Below are 19,441 nucleotides of genomic sequence, written 5' to 3' on the forward strand. Positions count from 1 at the left end.
GGCTGCCCGTGGACCCGAACTCACCGGCCCCGTCCCCGGTCGGCTGAGCCGCGACTGGCGGGGGTGTCGCATCATGGCCTCGTGATCATGCGGAAGCGACACCACAAGAAGAAGAAGCACCGGGACTGGTGCGACTGCGACTGCGATCTGCTCGACTGTGACGGCCCGGGCTGCTGCGACCTGGGGCTCTTCTCGACGCTGCTCACCCTCGGCTCGGTGACCGCCGGCCTGGTGCGGACGCCGGCCGTGGACCGGGCCGGCCGGGCCGCCATCCTCGGCTACCGGCGCTGGCTGTCGCACCGCTGGCCGGGGACCTGCCGTTACACGCCGACGTGCAGCGCGTACGGGCTGGCCGCGGTGGAACGGCACGGCCTCGCGGTGGGGGGCCGGATGGCCGCCGACCGGGTCCGCCGGTGCCGCCCCGACGTGCCGCGCGGCACCCACGACCCGCTGCGCTGACCGTCGGCCGGCACGCGGTCAGGGAACCGACGTGGGGCCGCCGAAGACGACCGGGACGCCGGGGGAGTGCAGCACGCTCACCGGCGGCCCGTCCGGCGCGGGCAGGCCGGCGGCGGTGACCAGATCGTCGTCCAGGTGCAGCAGTTCGGCGCGGTGCAGCGGCCACCGCGGATGCCAGTTCGGAAGGTGCCGGGTGCGCCCGTACGCCCGGGTGTGCAGGCCCCACCGCGCGGTGAGGAAGTGCTCCAGCGGCGTCGGCTCGGGGATCGGCGCGCCGACCCGGACGGTCATCCGGCTGGCCGCGCCGGCCGGGCCGGGCCAGCGCCGCCGGCAGTGGTAGGTGAGCGTGTCGCCGGCCCGATCCAGCCGCATCGCCGACCACTTGTAGGGCAGGCGCAGGCTGAGCTGGGCGACCAGCACCGGCACCAGCCGGGACGCGTCCAGCGAGCGGAACATCACCGCCCGCCGGCCGGCGCCGTCGACCGAGTAGAGCCGCACGTTGGTCTCCCAGAACGTGCCGAAGTAGGGCACCCCCGGCCCCCGGCCGAACCCCAGCCCGACCATCCGGAAGCCGATCAGCCCGACGTAGCTGAGCCCGTCGAGCGTGTCGGGACGGGTGCCGGCCGGCAGCAGCGGCGCGACCCGCTCCGGCGGCACCGCCCAGTGCAGGAACGTGAGATCGTGCCAGCGTTGCGCCAGCCAGGCCCGACGGATCGCGCGTGCGGGCGCGTGCTCGACCGGTTCGATCTCCACCCGTCCATCCTGCCTCCCGCCGGGCCGGCGGGTCACTCCGGCCGGTGGCAGACCGCCTCGACGTTGTTGCCGTCCGGGTCGCGGACGAACGCGCCGTAGTAGGCGGCGTGGTATTCCGGCCAGACCTTCGGCGCGTGCAGCACCTCGGCGCCGGCCGCCACCGCCGCGTCGTGGAACGCCTGCACGGCCGCCCGGTCGGGCGCGGTGAACGCGATGTGCAGCGGCGCCGGGGCGGCGTCGGCCGGCGCGGGCTCGACCCAGAAGTCGGGCGTGTCGACGCCGTAGCCGATCGGCCCCGGTTCCATGATCCGCCGGCCGCCCAGCGGGGCGAGGACCGTGTCGTAGAAGGCGCCGCTGGCCCTCAGGTCGCGCACCGCTACGGAGAAGTGGTCGAGCACGTCGCCTCCCTGTGATCGTCGAGAACCCCGCCAGGCTACGAGCCCACTACGACACTTCCCGGACGTTCGGGCGTCGCACTCCCGCCCGTACGCCGGGCGGCCCGCCGCCGCCGGGCGGTGTCCGCGCCGACGAGCAGGCCGGGGAGCGCGCCGAGCAGCCAGATCACGCCCACCGGCCAGTGGATCAGCGCGCCCACCGCGCCCCGGATCCGCGGCTCGTCGCCGACCACGTAGGACGCCTCCGGATCCGACGTGCGGCAGGTCAGCGTCCACGCCCCGGCCGCCGGCAGCCGGACCGAGGCGACCCAGGCGTGGCTGGCGGCGTCCCCGCCGTAGCCGCCGGGCGGCACCCGGACCGGTTCCGCCACCCGGACCGCCGCGCCCGCGCCGGTGAGCCGGCAGTCCGGGGCCGCCGGTGCGAAACCCACCCCGAAGATCGCGTACGCCCCGGGCGCCGGCACCGTGACCCGCCCGGCCGACGTCGCGTAGGGGCCCGTGCCGCCGTACTCCCGAAGGGGTTCCCCGACCGTGCTGCCCTCGGCGCCGAGCCGGACCGCGGACTGCGCCAGCAGCGCCCCGAACACGACGGCGAGCGCGCCGACCAGGTAGCCGCGCCGCGACGGCGGCCGGTCCCGGCGGGGCAGGCGCGCGCCGGCGGCGTACCCGGTCAGCGCGCCGGCCACCGCGAGCGCCAGGCCGCCGAGCAGCGCCCGCCCCCAGCGGGCCTCGCCGGTCAGTGGCACCACCCAGCGGAAGAACGCCAGCGACGCGCCCAGCAGCACGGCCGTGACCGGCGTGGCGACGGCCACCGCGAGCGCGGGGCCGGCGACGCCGCGGCGGTGGGGCTGACCGGCCGCGACCAGGGCGGCGAGCACCGGCGACGCCAGCACCGGCCACCACAGCGCGGGAGCGAGCGGCGGGTCCTCCTCCCACCGGTGCGTCACCTCGAAGAAGAGCAGCGGGACCGGCACGGTCGCCAGCAGCCACGCCGCCAGGACGCCCGGACCGGGCCACCGAACGCTCATCCACCGATCCTCGCACGCCGTTCATCGACGCGACGGCGTGTGCCGTCCGAAAAGGATTGGTCACCGACGGTAGGATGCTGGCGAGACAGTCGAACTCCACGGGGGAAACGATGTTCGAGCGACTGGGCAGATTCGTCGTCGGCAAGGCGTGGTGGGTGATCGGCGGCTGGGTCCTCGCCGCGATCGCCGTGATCGTCACCAGCCCGTCGTTGAGCGACATCACCTCGGCCGACCAGGAGAGCTTCCTGCCGCGCTCCTACGAGTCGGTGCAGGCCACCGAGCTGGGTGCCAAGGCGTTCCCGCAGGCGGCCACCGCCACCGCCACCATCGTGGTCAAACGCGGCGACGGCACGCCGCTCAGCGCCGCCGACGAGGCACGGGTCGGGCAGCTCGCCGCCGCGCTCAAGGGGCGCGACATCCCGCAGACCTCCGGCTACCTGACCGGCCCGCCGGCCGTCGCGCCGGACCGGTCGGTGCAGATCATCTCCGTCGGTCTCGACGCCGAGACTCCGGGCGACCCGAAACTGCTCGACGCCGTACGCGACCTGCGCGCCGCGCTCGGGCCGGACCTGGCCGGCAGCGGCCTGACCGCCGGGGTGGCCGGCGACGTGGCCAGCTTCGTCGACAACGAGGACACGTTCAACTCGGCGTTCGCGATCGTCGGCGTCGCCACCATCGTCCTGATCATCGGGCTGATTCTGATCATCTTCCGCAGCCCGATCGCCGCGCTGCTGCCGGTCGTGGTGATCAGCGTGGTCATGTCCGTCACCACCGGGTTGGTCGCCGCCGCCGGCAAGGCGTTCGACCTCAACGTCAGCCAGGACCTCCAGACCATCCTGCTGATCGTGCTGTTCGGCATCGGCACCGACTACATCCTGTTCCTGCTGTTCCGCTACCGCGAACGGCTGCGCGCCGGCGACGACAAACGCACCGCGATGATCGTCTCGGTGCAGCGGGTCGGCGAGGTCATCACGTCCGCCGCCGGCGCGGTCATCGTCGCGTTCCTGGTGCTGCTGCTCGCCTCGCTCGGCTTCTTCGGCTCGCTCGGCCCGGCGCTCGCCATCGCCGTCGGCGTCATGCTGGTCACCTCGCTGACCCTGATCCCGGCGATCGTGTCGCTGCTCGGCCGCTGGGTGTTCTGGCCGTCGAAGGCGTGGCAGCGCCAACCGAAGGCGACGCTGTCCCGGCGGCTCGGCGCCGCAGTCGGCCGTCGACCCGCCGTGGTGGCCGCCGCGTCCGGAGCGCTGCTCGTCGCGCTCGCCGCCGGCGTGCTCAGCTACCAGGCCGACTACGACTTCAGCGCCGGCTTCCCGCAGGACACCGAGTCGGCACGCGCCGCCAAGGACCTCCAGCGCGGCTTCGCCGCCGGCGCGCTCGCGCCCACCGAGGTCTACCTGACCACCGGCAACGGCACCCCGCTCACCGACCAGCAGGTGAACGCGTTCGCCGCCGCGTCGGCCGACGCGCCCGGCGTGGCCCGGGTGCAGCCGGCCGAGCGCAGCACCACCGACCCGAGCGTCGCCCGGATCAACGTGCTGCTCGACGAGAACCCGGTCTCCAACGAGGCGATCGCCCTGGTCCGTGACGACCTGCGGGACGCGCTGCACGCCAAGGCCCCACAGGGCACGAAGGCGCTTGTCGGCGGCCCGACCGCACTTTTCGCCGACATCAACTCCGCCAACAACCGCGACCTGTCGGTGATCCTGCCGGTCGCCGCCGCCCTGATCGCGCTCATCCTCGGGCTGCTGCTGCGCAGCCTCGTCGCGCCGGTCTACCTGGTGATCGCCGTGCTGCTCAACTTCGCCGCCACGCTGGGCGCGACCGTCTACCTGTTCCAAGGGCTCCAGGGCAAACCCGGCGTCACGTTCCAGCTCCCGATCATCCTCTACCTGTTCGTGGTGGCGATCGGCACCGACTACAACATCCTCATGATCGCCCGACTCCGCGAGGAGGCCCGCGAGGGCCACGAACCACACCGGGCCGCCGCCATCGGCGTGGAACACGCCGGCCCGACCATCGCCGCGGCCGGGCTGATCCTGGCCGGCACGTTCGGGGTGCTGATGCTCGCGCCGATCTCGTTCCTCCAGCAGATGGGCTTCGCGGTGGCGATCGGGATCGTGCTGTCCGCGTTCGTCATGTCGATGTTCTTCGTGCCGGCGTTGACCGGGCTGATCGGGCACAAGGCGTGGTGGCCGGGGCACGGCGACGAGCGGCGCGATGGTGGAGGACGGCATGCGGAGGCAGCGATTGCCGCGCAAGTCAGACAGGAGATCGTCCGTTAGAAGCGTTCACGATCCGCGGTTCCGTGCCCAGAGCGTGTGAACAGACACGACAGTGCCTGTCGCTGCCAGCAAAGCCATCTCCCCCGCTTGTGTGTATACAACAGCAGCAATGATCAGCGTGCCCAGTAGCGCAACCAGGTCTAGGACCCGTTCGCTCGGCTTCGTGTCAGCGTGTCCTAGAGTGCGACGGCGGGCAGGAAGGGGGCTCTCGTTCGGCATGGGCCCGACTCCATCACGCGTTCGAGTCTGGTTTCAACTTCTCGAACGATTTCGAACATCTTCGAACGTTTCTGGATTAAGACCCGCGGTCGGCGGCGGCACTCGGCTTTGTCTGAGCGTGTCATCATGAATTAGGCTCAGGAAGTGACGCAACCCTCTCAGGCGGAGGCATTGCAGCAGCTCGCCGCGGATTTGAAGGCCTTCCACCTCGCTTGTGGACGCCCTAGCTATAAAGAGGTAAGCAGGGCGGCGCGGGCTGAGCAGCTATCGTTGGCCCCGTCAACGATCAGCACTATGCTCAACGGTAAGCATACTCCTAAGTGGGCGCAAGTTCAGACCTTTGTGCGAATTATCGTCAAGCTGCGAGACGGGCAGAACTTCTCTTCAGAAAGGTGTGAGGAGGAGGTTCGCGGTTGGCTTCAGCGTTGGACTTCCGCCCTGGCAGCTTCGCCTGCGCCACCAATCGTGGAATACAGCGGCACTTCCAATTCATCCTCTTCCTTTAGTCGTCCTGCCGATGCCAGTGGCGGTGCTGCGAATCGGGATGAGCGGCGGGCTGGGCGGAGTGTTAGTGGCGAACCTTCCGTCGACCCCGGGATTAAGCGGCCCAGGCGGATCGAGATTCTGGCGCCGCACTTGCGCAGCTTCCATAATTTTCTGAGCCAGGCGCTTTCCGCCAAAGACGAAGAGGGCAGAGTGTGGAGTGCTGCGAAGTATGGATGTTATGCATTCTACGACGTAAGTGGGGATGCGATTTGGATAGGCAGCACCACTGACCGCCTGCGTTCTCGTATTGCCCGGCATCTGACGAGCTTGCGTAGCGATGCCGTCGCTGCTGGCCTTCTTGATGTTCGAGAGGTGGCTGAGCTGGAGCTTTGGCCACTGTGGGGATTGGAGAAGGCTACTCGTCTTGATTCTGATGTTCGACAAGTATTGGCTTCTGTCGAGTCTCAAATCTATCGCCTCGCTGAGTTGCGCAATAATTCTGGGCCGCCGCTAAGTTCTCCGCCGTATGCGACGGGGCCGCAGGCGGAGATTCCGCCCTCTAGCCGCTTCGGGCTCCTCGATGAGCCTCTCTATGCCGAAATGAGTCATCCCGACGTTCGCATCAGGAGGTATGCCGAGAATCTGGCTCAACTCACGGCTGGCGTGCTGGAACGAGGTAGTACTAGTATGGAAACGAGGCGAGCTATTGTAATTCGAGCAAAGCGCTTGACTGCGGCTGTCGATGAGCGATTCCGGTATGTTGCAGGCGGGGATATCTCGAATTTTGATTGAAGTAGCGTGACGGGCAACAATTTTTGTTCGTGATTATATTATTGGTGGTTGTGATGCATGTCGGTCCCTTTGTTTGGTTGTCATTGTGCTTCGCTTGGGCAGTGTGAAGGCACGCGCCCGGGCGGTTGAATTAGGCGGCGATCGCCCGAGCGGAGGCGTACACGTCGGCAGGCAAGGGATGCCGCAACGCCCAGAGGATTCGCATCGGTCTGTCCCCGCCGTGCTCCCGGTACGTCATCGGCCCGGCGTACAGGTACGGAGGCGCGCCCAGATCGCGGTCGGCAACCCGCGTCTCCCGCACGAACAGGTGCACCGTCGAGCCCTGCGCGACGTGGTTGACGTACCGCCGTCCGGTCGCCGACGCCGCCGATGTGGTGCTCTGCGACTCCCACTGGAACAACCGATCGGTGATGGCCCGGTCCGCGTACATCGTGGTGGGGGAGTAGTGCTCCGCCGACTTGACCAGCGTGACGAAGAAAAGATCCGCCTGCTCGTCCGGCAACCACTTCACGCCCTCGCGCAGCGATCCCGGGTTCGCCATGCCGAACGCCGCGCACGCCTCGTTTCGGCTGTAGCGGGCGTGTACCCGCAGCGGCACCCGTCCCGAAGCCGGCCGCTCGGTGACGCGGTGAATCCGATCGCGCAGCACGTCGGCCACCTGCTGTAGCTCCGCGCATCGCGCCGGCTGCGCCCAGAGCCGCTTCAGCCGGGCGTCGCGCTCGGTCAGCGGCACCGCCGGCCCCCACAGGCTGAAATGCAGCATGTCGAGCAGCCGCCCCGACGGCGGCTGCTGGCCGGCCGCCACTCGACCAATCAGGTCCAGCCGATCGACGTCGTCGACATGCAGCATCCGCCCGATGGCCCGACCAAGGTCGCGGTCGTCTGGGTCGCCGCCCGATGCGTCGAGCCCGGCCAGGCGTCGCAGCCCGGCCCAACCGCCGAGGTTCGCCGACCGGTAGACATCCTCGATCTCCAGGCCGGTCTCGTGCAGGAAGTCGGACAGGCTGACGTCGCCGAGCTGCCGCAGCTCCGCCACCAACGCGTTCTTCGATGTGGGGAGCGCCGACTTCAGGTTGGCGAGCACGATGTCCTTCGCCACCCGGTCCAACTCGATGTGGCAGCCGCTGGGAAGGGACGGGAAGTCCTCCCGGACGGCCGACTCGACGGCCCGTCGGCTGACGCCGGCCAGTGCCCGCCAGCGTAGGTCGAAGCGGAAGTTGGCGTGTTGGCCGCCGATGAAGTCGAGGACGGTCAGGCACGGCTTGTCGTCGTCCAGCCGCAGTCCTCGACCGAGTTGTTGCAAGAAGATCGTGGCGCTCTCGGTGGGCCGCAGCATAAGGATCGTGTCGACCATCGGCAGGTCGACACCCTCGTTGAACAGGTCGACCGTGAACAGCACCCGCAGCTCCCGCTTCCGGAAGCGGTCGATCAGCGCGTGCCGCCCGGTGCGGTCAAGCGTCGACGTCACGGCCGCCGACGGCACGCCGTGGCGGGTGAACCAGTCAGCCATGAACTCGGCGTGCCCGATGCTGACGCAGAAGCCGAGCGCCCGCATCCGCCCCACGTCGGCGATACGGTTGACCGCCTGAAGAATGAGCCGCGCCCGAGCGTGGTTGCCGGTGTAGACGCCATCCAGGTCGCCCTTGTCGTAACCCTGCCCGCGCTTCCACCGCACCCGCGTCAGGTCCACCTCGTCATGCAGCCCGAAGTATTGGAACGGCGCGAGCAACTGCCGCTCCAACGCCTCCCACAGGTGCAACTCCACCGATGCGCGGCCGTCGAACCACCGACGCACGTCGCCGCCGTCGCTGCGGTCGGGGGTCGCGGTCAATCCCAGGAGTACGCGCGGCCGAAGCCGCTCCAGCAGGCTCGTGTACGTCGGCGCTTCAGCGTGGTGGAACTCGTCGACGATCACCATGTCGTACGCCTCGGGGTCGATGTCCTGCCGGTGCAGCGACTGGATGGACGCGAACACGTGCTTCCAGCCGTCCGGCCGGTCGCCGCCCACCAGGGTTTCGCCAAAGGTGCCATCGCCCATCACCTGGCGGAACACGGATCGGCTCTGCCGCAGGATCTGCTCCTGGTGCGCGACGAAGAGCAGCGAGTCGACCTGCCCGGCCCGCTGGAGCCGGCGGTAGTCCAGCGCCGCCACCACCGTCTTTCCGGTACCGGTCGCCATCACCACCAGGTTCCGCCAGCGCCCGTGTACCAGTCGCTCGGCGTCGAGGTCGTTCAGGACCTCCTGCTGGTACGGGAACGGCCGCACGTCGAGGTTCGCGATCTCGGTCGGTGCCTCGTCGGCGCGTTCCCCGCGCAGCGCGACGCGCAGCCGCTCGGCGTCCTGCGCCGGGTCGTACGCCTCGAACGCCGAGTCGTTCCAGTAATCGGCGAACGTGGCTTCGAACGTGTCGATGACGTGCGGCTGCTCCAGATTCGAGATGCGCACGTTCCACTCCACGCCGTCGATCAGCGCGGCCTTCGACAGATTGGACGAGCCGACGTACGCGGTGGTGGTGCCGTTGTAGCGCCGGAACAGCCAGGCATTGGCGTGCAGGCGGGTGGTCCGCGTCTCGTAGGAGACCTTGACCTCGGCGCCCAACTCCACGAGCCGGTCCAGGGCGCGCTGGTCGGTGGCGCCCAGGTAGGTGGTCGTGATGACGCGTACCCGGCCGCCTCGGTCGATCAGCTCCCTGATCGCCGGCTCGATGATGCGCAACCCGTGCCACTTGATGAAGGCGCAGAGCAGGTCGACCGCATCCGCCGACGCCATCTCGTGGCTGACCTCGTGCCCGATCCGCGGCTGGTGCCGACCGTTGACCAGCAGCGCGCCGGTGGAGAGCGGTGTGGCGGGGCGGATCGGAAAGACCGGCGCGGCCGGTGGGATGGGATGGGCGGCAATGGCGTGCAGGAGACGTTGGGCATCGGCCACCTGGTCGTCGGTGGTGACGGCACGAGGTTCGGCCTCAGCGATGTGTGCGGCGATGCGGTTCGCCAGGTCCACCTGTCGGGCCAGCTTGTTCTCGCCGCCGCCGACCGCCAGCAGCGCTCGTCGCGTGAGTGCCGCGATGTGGCGGGTCAGTAGTTCGTGCGAGTCGGAGGGATCGAGCTTCTCGTCTTGGACAAGCGCACCTTCAATGTCCCGAAGGCGCGCTGCCAACTCGTGCGTGACGATGTGTTCGTAGATTCCTGCATCGAGGCCCATCGCCGCACACAGTAGTGACAACCGAAGTCGCCGATGCCATCGAACCCGGCACAACGGTGTTCAACGTCGGACATCTGACGGAAGCTCATGCATCATTGACCGCAAAAAGGGCAAAAGTTGCTCTTCGCCTCGATGCGGGGATCGGCAGAGGCATAACATGAAGGGCCTTATTTGCGCTTATCTGATCGTAATCGAGTGGGAACCCGATGGTGACGAGTCTTGAGGTGTCCGCGACGCGAGCGTTAACGCGAGCCCTGAGTGCACTTTCCAGACGAATGCTTGTCGCGTGGCGCTCCGAAAGGCTTCGCGACTCGGCGCGGCCCGCATTGTCGGTGAAACTGTCGTCTGAGTTGCTGGAAGAACTCAGCGGAGATCAGCTTGCAGGGCTCCAGCGCTATGTATCGTCGCCGGACTTCGACGAAGTTGCCCTTCACGTGACTTTGGCAGAGTTGCTTCCCAATCAGGATCCGGACGAAGTGCGGTCTGCCGTGCGGTCTGAGATTGTCGAAGGTATTCGGCACTTCGCGAGCCTCGACGCGCGCCAGCGGCTGAGTATCGCGGATCTCCTGGAGGGCTCGCTTGGGGCGGCCGTCTCCGAACAGGCTGGCCGCTTTTCGCGGCCCCTTGTCGACGCGGCGTCCGCCGCCGGAGTGGCGCATCTGGCATCCATGGCCGCTCGTAAGGGCGAACTCCTGGCCAAAGTGGAAAATCTGCACGCATTCAATGATTTTGCAAGATCGCTGCAAAGTCAGGTTGTGGAGCTGCACGGGGAACTTCAACTTCCACACCTGGGTAACCGAAAGACGGTTCCCTACGATCAGCTGTATGTCGATCCTCCGCTCGAACCGCAGGAAGCGGGCGTGGCGGGGAGGCCGCTGCTGGAGCTACTCGCGTCGTCTCGGCGGCTGATAGTGCTCGGCAACCCCGGAGCTGGTAAGTCGACGATGGCCGCTAAGCTCGCCTTTGACACTGCTGCCGATTCTTCTGGAATCGGTAGTGAGCTGGTTCCGTTCCTGGTTGTTCTGAGAAATCACATGAACCGGCTTAGTTCGGGTGGTCGTACCTTGATCGACTATCTGAAGATATGTGCTGCTGACCCGCACAACCTCGTGCCTCCCGCGGATTCCATCGAGTACCTGGTGACGGTGGGTAGAGCGGTGGTTATTCTTGACGGGCTCGATGAACTGATCGAGGCGGAATTGCGCCGTCGCGTGGTTAAGCTCATCGAGGGTTTCGCCAGTGCATACCCGTTGGCGATCATTCTCGTTACTGCCCGGTCGGTCGGATACGACGACGCTCCGTTCAATTCCCGCCAATTCTCACATGCTCGCGTCTGCGACTTCGATGACGAGCGGGTGACTCAATATGTCCAGCGATGGTTCGCCTTGGATGAACATACGCCCGAAGCGGAGCGGCGCCGGTTGACCGAGAGCTTCCTCCGGGAGAGTTCGAGCGTGCCTGACTTGCGGCGAAACCCGCTGCTGCTGTCGCTCCTCTGTGGCATGTACTCATCCGAAGGATACATTCCCCAAAACATGGTGGAAGCGTACGAGCACTGCGCCCTTCTTCTCTTCAGGTATTGGGACAATCTGCGCGGCATCAAGGGTTCTTCGGAATTCCATGCGCGACTCCGAGGCGCGGTTCAGTATCTCGCCTTCGAACAGTTGGGGGGCGCGTCGAACTTTGGTTCGAGTAGTGCCATTCCTAGGCGTCGGGTGGTCGCTTCCATCGCCACGTACCTTACGGCCAAGCACTTCGATCACGATGAGGCGGTAAAGACGGCGGAGGAGTTTCTCGACTTTTGCACGGGGCGCGCCTGGATTCTTTCGGATGTCGACACCATCAACGGCCAGCCGGCTTATGGCTTCACCCACCGCACGTTCCTTGAGTATTTTGCAGCCGAGTACATCGTGCGGACCCGGGGGAGTCTCAGTGAACTGCACTCGTTTCTCCGGGACAGGATTTCAGGAGGTCGTTTCCATGTAGTCGGTCAGATCGTGCTTCAGCTATTCGACAGGGTAACCGACGACGGGGCCGACGAGTTGATCCGACTATTGATCGGTCGGATGCCGAGCGGCGAAGCCGGCGAAGCTGCCCTGGTGGCATTCGCTTGTCGGGCGCTTTCCCACGTCATGCTCTCACCTCACACCATGAAGATGATCATCCGGGCGGCGATCCTGATCGACGTGCGGGAGCGTCTCGCGCGTAGCGGGCACAGGTCCAGCCCGGCGCTCGGGGCTGGGGCGTCCTATGGGCTGCTGCAGTCAGCGATCAGTTCGGTCATCCTTGATGGGATGCCCGCTAACGCCCGCCACATCACCTCCGCGATCGAGACGGTACTCGCGGAATCCGATACATCGAGTGGGCTTGCCGCATTCATCGTCCAGGAGCTTTCGCGGCGAAAAGGTGCCATTGGGCGACCCTGACCGGGCCCACTGGTGGTATCACATCAGAAGCCCGGCTCGTTGTGCTAGCGGACGCAGCCCTGGCGTCGCCGCTCGTCTCTCCTTGGTCATGAGGTCCAGCAGGATCGCCCGGGCTTGAACGTTCGCATGTACCTGCTCGGCGGCTACCCGCTCGGCTTCCAGCAGGTGCAGCACCGCAGTGGACCTGTCCGCCGACGACATGAACGCGGCTGCGGCCAGGTCGATGTGCACCTGCGCCCGCCGCCCGACGATGATGGGCGGCAGCCGCGAGGTGTCTAGGCGTGACCCAAGTTCTAAGGCATGCTCGGCCTTCCGGGACCGGACGGCGGCGGAGACGGAATGGATGGCCACGTTCGTCGGGCCGAAGGCGGTCCACAGCCGGTTCCGTTCCGCGCCGAGGTCGGCTGCCAGCCGCTCGGCCCGCGACAGGTACTGGGCAGATTCTCTCGTGTCGTCCTGCCCGGCCGACATGACGGCGGCGAGAAGGAGCAGGGCTCCCTGTGCTGACAGCAGGTCGGGATCGGCCGTCGGGTTGCCGGCGGCGAGGTGGTCGATGCTGCTGCGCGTGATCTCCTCAGCTTCACCTGCTCGGCCGGGCATCCGCAGGAGGCCGCACGCGGCCTGGTATGCCGCGATCGCCACGAGAGCCTGGTCGTCGCTGATTCTCGCGGCGATCGCTGCTCGGTCGGCACTGAGCAGCGCGGTTTCTCCGTCGCCGACCTTGGCCGCGAGCTTGGCTGCCGCGAGGTAGCCGGCGGCGAGTAGGCGGAAGGCATCCCTGGTTTGGTGCCCCGAGGGGTCGTTGGTCAGTTCGGTTGCCTGGCGTAACACGTCAGGCAGCAGGCGGGCAGCAGATGAGTAACTCGCCCGTTGGTAGAGATCGTGGATTCGCCGGACGGACCGTCGAAGCTGGGCGAGGGACTGGGCTGGCTGGGCCGGCGGCGTGAGGTAGTCGGTCAGGAAGCTCCGCACGCCACTCAAAAGCTCTGGCCGGGCAGCACTCGCGCTGTTGGCGTCGTGGTCCTGAGTTCCGTCTCCCATAGCCTGCCCTCGGCGCTTGGCCACCGAAACGTCGGCGAGCATGTCGTCGACTTGTTCGAGCGTAACGCCCAACGCGAAGGCGATCCGGGTTCTGTGCCAGGGATGCGGGTCCGTCTCGGCGTTCTCCCACCTCACCACCGTGGACCGCTCCACGCCCAGGATGTCGGCCAAGCGCTCCTGGCTGTATCCCAGCGCCTTGCGGCGCTGGCAGAACCGGTGCCGCTTCAAAGTCATGCTCGGCCTCCCTCCGTTCTGTCGTCAATGTAGTCACAGTGCGTTGAGCTGGTGGGGCGGCGTATGCCTCATTTCTGCGTCATACGGGCTCCGTCGGCGCTGTAGTTCCGCGTCTCTTCGCGCTCGAAGCTGGTGGCACGGCCCGGGGCGGGTGCTGGCTCCGGCGGTGCCGCGCCCCCGATCGTGGCTTGACCGCCGCTCCCGCCCGCCCCGGCGCCGCTACCCAAAACCCCGATTCCGGAGGCGCCCACCGATGCCCGCCGTACCCGTCGACTTCCCCACCTGGCCCCGCTCGCCACCCAAGACCCGCCGACCGTGCGCGCCCCGGCGTCGCCAAGCCACCCCACGTCCGTCCCGTACCCGGGTCACGTGACGGCGTACGCGGCGGGCGTGGGGCGGCTGTCGTGATCGACGAGACGGCGGGTCGGTTCTGGGCGGCGATGCAGGACCGCTGCCCCGGTCAGCTGCCCGAGCGGGACGCTGCGCTGCTGCACGCCACCCTGCTGCGCCTGCTCGACGGCGGCGAAGACCGGTCGGCGCGCCTGGCGTCGCTGCGGGTACTCGGCTGCGCGTACCGCGATCTCGGTTGGCGGCCCTGGCACGCGGCGGCGCTCGGCGGCGCGTTGCTGGCCGTGCCCGGCGTGCGGTGGCGGCGGGTGTGGCGGCTGGTCGAGCGGACCGCGGCCCGGGTGGGTGACGGCCCGGCCTGGTGGCCGGCCGAGGTGGTCGACCACGATCGCGCCGCCGAGGGCGTCGCGGCGCTGACGGTACGCCCGTGGCGGCGGCTGCCGCACCGGCCCGGCCAGGCGGTGCCGGTGTGCACGCCCCGCCACCCTGGACGGTGGCGGTGGCTGTCGCCGGCCAACGCGCCGCGTGCGGACGGCACCGTCGAGTTCCATGTCTGCGCCGTGCCCGGCGGGTCCGTCTCCGGCAGCCTGGTCCATGGGGTACGCCCCGGCGAGCTGCTCCACCTCGGCGCGCCCGCCGATTCCGGGCTGGAGTTGGCCGGTGGGGACGACGATCTGCTGCTGGTGGCCGGTGGCACCGGGCTGGCGCCGCTGCGCGCCCTGGTCGAACAGGTCGCTGGCGCATCGACTCGTCGGCGGGTGACGCTGATCGTCGGGGCGCGCACGTTCGCCGACGTGTACGACGCGATCGCGTTGGACAAGCTCCAGCAGGCGTACGACTGGCTGACCATCGTGCCGGCGTTCTCCGACGACCCGGACGCTGAGCCGGCCGAGCAGGGCACCGCGATCGGCCTGGCGATCCACCACCACCGGCCCGGCCAGCACGTGTACGCGTGCGGGCCGCCCGCGATGCTCGCCGCCGCCCGCCGCTGGCTGCCCATCGCCGGCGTGCCCGCCGACCGCCTGCACCTGCCCACGCTCGGGCAGCGATGACGGGCCGGCCGCCGCATCGTGAACATCGAAAATCGACGTGGCGAAAGTGCAGGCCGCAATTGGCAGTCGGAAAGAACCGGCGCTGGAAATTCCACCGCAGCGGTCACCGATTGCGCGGCGGTGAAAATATCGGCATGGCGACAGGTGTGTGCGCCGCCACCCCTGGTGATCAGGGAAGATGCCTTCCTATTCTGGGTGGACAGAGGGGATTATCAATGTCTAGCGGGGGTGTGGAATGGCGATTTCACGTGCGTACCGAATGGTTTCGGCCGCCGTCCTCGGCGTTTTCCTGATCGTTTCCGGCGGCCCCGCGCCAGGGATGGCGGCGGCGAAGCGCGAGATGACCGACTACCTGGCGGCGCATCCGGGTGGGGTGCCGGTGAGTGCCAACGAGATCAGCTACGGCGACGGCGCGGTGCTGGTCACGCTGCGCGCACCCGTCGGGGCCTACGCACTGGCCGACTGCCCCTACGGGTGGTACTGCTTCTACGACCGGCCCAACTTCGGCTATCCCCGGGGCAAGCTCTCCGACTGTGGTCGGCAGAACCTCGCGACGTGGCAGTGGCAGTTCCGGGTGGCGTCCGCGCACTACAACATCTCCAGCGGATCGGTCACGTTCTACTACGGCACCACCGCGTTGTTCAGCGTCGGCGCCGGCAACCGGGTTCGTGCCGACGCCGCGCCCTATCGGGACTGGGCCAACTACGTCAACCGCCCTTGTTAGTCGGCTTCGGATCGGCGCACGGCCGGTCGACGATGGTCGAGGTTCGCCCGCTGTCCAGGAACAGGTAGGAGGCGAGCGTCTCGTTGCCGGCGCCGATCTTCTCGTGACTGAGCAGCCGGCCGGTCTTCTCGTCGAACTGCAACGTCTCGCGTTGACCTTCGCCGTTGTCGGCGCTGATCGCGTACCCGTCCCGGCCGGCGCGGTCGGGGTAGCTGCCACTGTCGATGGTGCCCTCGGTCCTGGCGAGCAACCGCAGCAGCGTCACCCGCTGCGGCACCGAGAGCGGCCAGAACCGGTGGAACTCGGCGACCAGTTCCAGCAGACCGGCCGCGTTGCGCAGCTCCGGCGACTTCGCGTCCAGCAGGCTGGCGACCTGCGCGCGCAGTTCGGCCGGATCCTCCGACGGCGCTGGCGGCACGTCGGTCAGGTCGCTCGGGCCGAGCGCGGAGACCTTCGCCCGGGACCGCCGGCCGTGCTCGACGGCCTGGACCGTGCGTCGACCGGTGCCCTCCCGGGTCCACCAGAACCGCTCCTCGCGGAACCGGTCCGGCCTGTCCGAGTGCGGCTCGAGGTCGTTCGGTGACCACACCCGCAGGCAGATGTGGGCGTACCGGCCCCGGCTCGGCGGCTCCGACCGCTGCGCCACCCGGGCGGCGATCCGGTCGAGCTGCACGCCCGGGCCCACCGGCTCGAACGGTGTGCCCGCACGGTCGTCGTCGCGGCTGGTCGGCGGCGTCTCGGTCCGGTTGGACGGCGTCACCGGCGGCCGGATGCCCCGGTCCGACGGGCCTTCCGCCGCCATCAACGGCAGGAGGCTGGTGCCGAGCACGGCGAGGGTCACCGGGACCATGATCCGACGCCGGGTGCCGTTCCCGGCCGATGGCCGGCTGGCGCGTGCGCGCCACATCCCGCCGACCAGGTCCGCCGCGGCATTCCGGTTGCGCTGCGGGGGCAGCTTCCCGACCGGGCCCGGGTCGAGGGCGGGGGCCGCGTTGCGCGGCTGAGCCGGCATGGCGCGGTGCCGCCCCGGTCTGCCCGGATCGTGCCCCTCGCCGGGATGCTGGTACCAGCCGGTGGGCCGGGACGTGTCGAGTGGCCTGGGCGACGGTACGCCGACGCCGGAGGGCTGCGGTGTCACCGTCCGGTGGTGCTCCTCGCGGTGTGCCTCCACCAGGTGAGCGGCCAGTCGGAAGCACCACCGGGCGGCGTCCGGCCGCACGTTGTCGTAGGTGGTGGCGACGAGTGCCTGCACGGCCAGGGACAGCCGGAACTGCGTACGCCACTCCGGCCGCCAGTTGCCGTGCTCGGCGTACGCCACGCCGGCGTCGTGCGTGAGCCGCACGATGTCGGCCAGCGCGCGCGGCAGTTGGCTCGGCGCGGGCTGGTCCGGCCGGACCAGGTAGCGCAGGAGCGGCTCGGCCTGTCGGGGTGGCAGGCCGGGCGGCCACGCACCGTCCGGACCGGGGCGTGGTGCCACCCACCGCAGGACCATGGACATCAGCAGGGCCGCCGGGTCGCGGGTCAGCGACGCCAGGCTCTCGTACGACTCAAGGTCGATCATGAAGAACGTGTGGGGACGGGGAGTGCCGTCGACGGTCGCCGGGATCAGCAGATTCCCGCCGTGCAGATCGCCGTGGCTCCGGCCCCGCAGGTAGCTGATGAGAAGGGAGCCGAAGAGCCCGCCCTGCTCGGCCAGCCGTAACGGGTTCGGCAGCATCCTGCCGTCGATGTCCAGCCAGTCCCCGTCCAGATCGCCGAGTTCGAGCCCGGCGGCGGCCGGGCGGATCGCCCCCAGCGCCTTCGCCACCGTCAACTCGCGCTCGACGTATTGGCGCACGGTGGCGGAGGCGGTGGATGGCCCGCCCCTTCCCGTCGGCGGGTTCCAGAGCGTCAGCAGGGCGACAAGCGCCCTCCGGTGGGCCGCGACGAGGAGATCGTCCTCCTCGATCTCGTCCATGGCGACCACCGGGTCGCCGCCGTTCGCCACGTCCTGGAAGGAGAGGTGGCGACCGTCGCCGACCGGATGCCAGCCGTGGTGTTCCCTGACCATGTGCCGCTCGGCGAAGCCGGGCGCGTCGTTCCGCGCCTGGATGTGCCGGCCCGACTCCGGCGGGCCGTCCCCGCCCACGGGATGCACCTTGACCAGCTTCTTGTGCTCCTTGGTGAGCCCCGAGCCGGTGGGGATCACCAGACTGGCGGGGAACGCATAGGCGCCGGTGTATCCGCGTAGGGGTGCGTCCTGCTTCAGCGCCCGCGCGGTGCCGCCTTGGCCGGCCGCCCATTCCCGCAGTGCCGCCAGCACGGGCGCGTCCTGCCGGAGCCACCGCGGTGTGGCATCGAGACCTTCGTCCATCGTGGTCGTTGAACTTTCTGCTGATGAGGGATGTGGTCGGAACTTGAGTCCTGGCTCAACCTACCGGAACTCCGACGAAGCATCCGCTAACTCACGCCTCAGGGCGAAAGTGTACTTATCGGTAGTTCAGTGATCACGGTAAGATGTGATCAAGAAGCGGAAAGTAACATCTAGCGGCGTAGATGTAAGCTCGGGGCGGCGGACCGGGAGGTTGACGTGACGGACCGGACTGATTCCCTGCTCAGGCGTCAGGTCGACCCGGCCATGATGTCGCTGCTGCGGTCCATGTCGGTCTGCCACTCCCGCGCCCAACGCCTCGACGCGCTGCGCACCACGGTCTCCGTCGTCATCGCCGGCGCCGGCGCGACAGTCGCCTTCACCGGCGTGTCGGCCACCGCCGTCACCGCGCTCGGCGCGCTCTGGGCCGTGGTCAACGCGCTCGGGCTCGCCTCCTGGTCACGCGGTCAGCTCCGGCGGGCCGCCACCATCCAGGAGATGTTCGACGTCGACCTGTTCCGCCTACCGTGGAACGCGGTGACGGCCGGCGACCGGGTCGCCGCGCACGAGATCAGCCGGCTCGACCGCGCGTTCCGGGGGCACCGAGCGCTACCTGCGCGACTACTACGAGATCCCGGAACTGCCCGCCCCGTACGACGTCCTCGCCTGCCAGCAGCAGAGCCTCGGTTGGGGCGCCCGGCTGCGCCGCCGCTACGCGTACACCGTGCTCGTCGCGGTGGCGACCTGGACGGCGGTCGGCGTCGGCTACGGGGTGCTCGCCGGCCTGACCGTGGCGCACCTGCTGCTCGCCTGGTTCGTGCCGTCGCTCGGCGCGCTGCTGCTCGGCGTCGAGATCTACCGGGGGCAGCGCGAGATCGCGGTCGAACGCGACCGGGCCATGACCATCGTCGAGGGCCACATCGCCTCGGCCGTCCGCGACCCGGCCGCTGACGCCGGTGACCTGCTCACCGTGGCCCGCCAGGTGCAGGACCTGCTCTTCCGCAGCCGCTGCACCCAGCCCCGCGTGCCGAACTGGTTCTTCCGACGGTTCCACGCCGCCGACCGGGTCGACTTCCAGTCCACGATGGTCGGTCTCGGCCAGGTGCTGCACCCGCCCGCCCCGGCGACCCGACTCGACGGCTGAGCGCGGGGCCGCGCGGGGCCGCGCGGAGCGCCCGACGTCGGTACCCTCCTCCGGTGCCGCACACCGAAGACCTGCTGGCCGGGTTCACGCCGGCCCGGGCGTACACGAAGGATGTCGTCGCCGACGCGCCCGCCGCACCCGGCGTGCACCTGGTGCTCGACGGCGGCGTGGTCGCCTACGTCGGCCGCACCGGCAACCTGCGCGCCCGGCTGCGGCAGCACCTCACCGGCAACCGTGACTCGTCGGTGCTGCACGAGCAGGTCGGCCAGCTCCTCGACACGCCGGGCCGCGCCGCGACCCGCGACGACATCGCCGGGTGGCTGGGGCGGTGCGAGGTCCGCTGGCAGGAGACCGACAACCCCGAGGGTACGAAGGAAGCACTGGTGCTGGCGCTGCGTCCCCGTTTCAACCGTCAGGTGCCCCGCTCCCGCTGATGTTGGAGATTCACTTCAGTTCGCGAAACTCGAAGGCGCCACCGATTTCACGCTGGCTATTCTGAGTGCTCG

General features: G+C 68.9%; 13 protein-coding genes and 1 pseudogene. 8 read left to right on the forward strand and 6 right to left on the reverse strand.

Annotated features, from left to right (window positions below; all coding sequences use genetic code 11):
• Positions 1-87 precede the first annotated feature (87 nt).
• A complete protein-coding gene (gene yidD / locus ACLQ2W_RS08645; protein ID WP_281944185.1) occupies positions 88-459 on the forward strand; it encodes a membrane protein insertion efficiency factor YidD in 372 nt (123 codons plus the stop codon).
• 18 nt (positions 460-477) lie between these two features.
• On the opposite strand, the gene ACLQ2W_RS08650 is transcribed toward yidD, so the two are convergent.
• Genes ACLQ2W_RS08650 through ACLQ2W_RS08660 form a run of 3 tightly spaced genes read right to left on the reverse strand, consistent with a single transcriptional unit; the run spans position 478 to position 2,635 of the window.
• Positions 478-1,212 carry a YqjF family protein gene (locus ACLQ2W_RS08650; protein WP_425785928.1) on the reverse strand — a complete coding sequence of 245 codons (735 nt, stop codon included), beginning with the start codon at positions 1,210-1,212 and terminating at the stop codon, positions 478-480.
• Positions 1,213-1,244: 32 nt separating this feature from the next.
• The gene (locus ACLQ2W_RS08655) at positions 1,245-1,610 is read right to left on the reverse strand and encodes a VOC family protein (protein ID WP_425785929.1); all 366 of its coding nucleotides are present in this window, start codon (positions 1,608-1,610) and stop codon (positions 1,245-1,247) included.
• A 35-nt stretch (positions 1,611-1,645) separates the two neighbouring features.
• A complete protein-coding gene (locus ACLQ2W_RS08660) occupies positions 1,646-2,635 on the reverse strand; it encodes a hypothetical protein (protein ID WP_425785930.1) in 990 nt (329 codons plus the stop codon).
• A 110-nt stretch (positions 2,636-2,745) separates the two neighbouring features.
• Here ACLQ2W_RS08660 and ACLQ2W_RS08665 point away from each other — a divergent pair, with 110 nt between their 5' ends.
• Both ACLQ2W_RS08665 and ACLQ2W_RS08670 read left to right on the forward strand, forming a co-directional pair.
• Complete coding sequence (locus ACLQ2W_RS08665) at positions 2,746-4,917, forward strand: MMPL family transporter (protein WP_425785931.1); 2,172 nt, start codon at positions 2,746-2,748, stop codon at positions 4,915-4,917.
• Positions 4,918-5,430: 513 nt separating this feature from the next.
• Positions 5,431-6,414: a hypothetical protein gene (locus ACLQ2W_RS08670; protein ID WP_425785932.1), complete on the forward strand. Its 984-nt coding sequence runs from the start codon at positions 5,431-5,433 to the stop codon at positions 6,412-6,414.
• 130 nt (positions 6,415-6,544) lie between these two features.
• Here ACLQ2W_RS08670 and ACLQ2W_RS08675 read toward each other — a convergent pair whose 3' ends face one another.
• Entirely contained in the window at positions 6,545-9,616 is a 3,072-nt protein-coding gene (locus tag ACLQ2W_RS08675; protein ID WP_425785933.1) for a DUF3427 domain-containing protein, read from the reverse strand.
• 275 nt (positions 9,617-9,891) lie between these two features.
• On the opposite strand from ACLQ2W_RS08675, the gene ACLQ2W_RS08680 reads away from it, so the two are divergent.
• Positions 9,892-12,042 (forward strand): NACHT domain-containing protein, encoded by a 2,151-nt coding sequence (locus ACLQ2W_RS08680; protein ID WP_425785934.1) that lies wholly within the window; start codon positions 9,892-9,894, stop codon positions 12,040-12,042.
• An 18-nt stretch (positions 12,043-12,060) separates the two neighbouring features.
• On the opposite strand, the gene ACLQ2W_RS08685 is transcribed toward ACLQ2W_RS08680, so the two are convergent.
• Complete coding sequence (locus ACLQ2W_RS08685; RefSeq protein WP_425785935.1) at positions 12,061-13,317, reverse strand: helix-turn-helix transcriptional regulator; 1,257 nt, start codon at positions 13,315-13,317, stop codon at positions 12,061-12,063.
• Positions 13,318-13,721: 404 nt separating this feature from the next.
• On the opposite strand from ACLQ2W_RS08685, the gene ACLQ2W_RS08690 reads away from it, so the two are divergent.
• Together ACLQ2W_RS08690 and ACLQ2W_RS08695 are read left to right on the forward strand one after the other, a co-directional pair.
• Positions 13,722-14,717 (forward strand): FAD-binding oxidoreductase, encoded by a 996-nt coding sequence (locus tag ACLQ2W_RS08690; RefSeq protein ID WP_425785936.1) that lies wholly within the window; start codon positions 13,722-13,724, stop codon positions 14,715-14,717.
• 340 nt (positions 14,718-15,057) lie between these two features.
• Entirely contained in the window at positions 15,058-15,441 is a 384-nt protein-coding gene (locus ACLQ2W_RS08695; RefSeq protein WP_425785937.1) for a hypothetical protein, read from the forward strand.
• Here the strand turns inward: ACLQ2W_RS08695 and ACLQ2W_RS08700 are convergent.
• Complete coding sequence (locus ACLQ2W_RS08700) at positions 15,425-17,743, reverse strand: hypothetical protein (RefSeq protein WP_425785938.1); 2,319 nt, start codon at positions 17,741-17,743, stop codon at positions 15,425-15,427. The genes ACLQ2W_RS08695 and ACLQ2W_RS08700 overlap by 17 nt on opposite strands.
• Positions 17,744-18,079: 336 nt before the next feature.
• Between ACLQ2W_RS08700 and ACLQ2W_RS08705 the strand changes: the two are divergent.
• Positions 18,080-18,935, forward strand: a pseudogene (locus ACLQ2W_RS08705) (S-4TM family putative pore-forming effector).
• A 53-nt stretch (positions 18,936-18,988) separates the two neighbouring features.
• Positions 18,989-19,369 (forward strand): hypothetical protein, encoded by a 381-nt coding sequence (locus ACLQ2W_RS08710; protein ID WP_425785939.1) that lies wholly within the window; start codon positions 18,989-18,991, stop codon positions 19,367-19,369.
• Positions 19,370-19,441 lie beyond the last annotated feature (72 nt).

Origin of the sequence: Micromonospora sp. DT227, from assembly GCF_049841835.1 — a bacterium.
In the GTDB taxonomy this organism is placed as follows: Bacteria; Actinomycetota; Actinomycetes; order Mycobacteriales; family Micromonosporaceae; genus Micromonospora.